This window comes from Oleiphilus sp. HI0066 (assembly GCF_001635725.1).
Map to the genome: position 1 here is coordinate 1 of NZ_LWFH01000778.1, position 769 is coordinate 769.

Consider the following 769-nt stretch of genomic DNA (forward strand, 5'->3'; position numbering starts at 1 on the left):
TTTATCTATCTGCTAGATATAAAAGAAAATAACAGGATCAAGTCGCTATGGCACATGTCGCTATGACCAATGTACAACGCAATTATTCTGAAAAACGCAATTTTCGGAGAATGGCATTAAACACTGACATTGAGATTCACATGCTCGACTCAAACAAAACATACCCAGCTATGTGCTTAAACTTAAGTGGAGCTGGTCTGATGTTTAGGCTGAAAGAACCACTTGATAAAGATGCTATTTTTCGCACCACGATCAAATCTGGCACCGAACAAACAGCAGATCTAACAGCGACTTTGCGCGTCATTCGATGCGCTCCAAACGGACCAGAGGGATACGTAGTTGGAGCCGAAATTGTTGAATTCAACTAATGAGTACAAACAAAAAAGGCGTGCTGAGCACGCCTTTTTTGTTTAGTGAAAACTAACTCTCTACAAACGCTCGTTCAATAACGTAGTGTCCTAAATTACCCTGCTTAGCTTCCTCAAACCCCATCTCATCAAGGATTTCACATGTCTCTTTTAACATGCTTGGGCTACCACAAATCATGAAACGATCATTTTCAAGATCTAAGGGTGGCAAACCGATATCTGAGGCTAATTTTCCGTTACGCATCGCATCGGTAATTCTTCCTTGAGTTTTGAATTCATCGCGAGTAACTGTTGGGTAATAGATTAGTTTCTCTTTGACCTCGTCGCCAAAGTACTCGTTGTTTGGCAAGTCGTTGAGAATTTCATCTTGATAAGCCAATTCAGAAACAAACCGCGTACCA

1 protein-coding gene and 1 pseudogene are annotated in these 769 nt (G+C 41.0%); one reads left to right on the forward strand and one right to left on the reverse strand.

Features of this window, described 5'->3' with window-relative positions; all coding sequences use genetic code 11:
• Positions 1 to 47: 47 nt before the first annotated feature.
• Positions 48 to 368, forward strand: a complete 321-nt coding sequence (locus tag A3738_RS09285; protein WP_068479541.1) for a PilZ domain-containing protein — start codon at positions 48 to 50, stop codon at positions 366 to 368.
• 52 nt (positions 369 to 420) lie between these two features.
• Here A3738_RS09285 and A3738_RS09290 read toward each other — a convergent pair.
• A pseudogene (locus A3738_RS09290) lies at positions 421 to 769 on the reverse strand (ferredoxin--NADP reductase); the annotation flags it as partial.

Excerpts from the sequence above, each read along its gene's own strand:
- A3738_RS09285 (WP_068479541.1), top strand. The coding sequence starts at position 48 with ATGGCACATGTCGCTATGACCAATGTACAACGCAATTATTCTGAAAAA.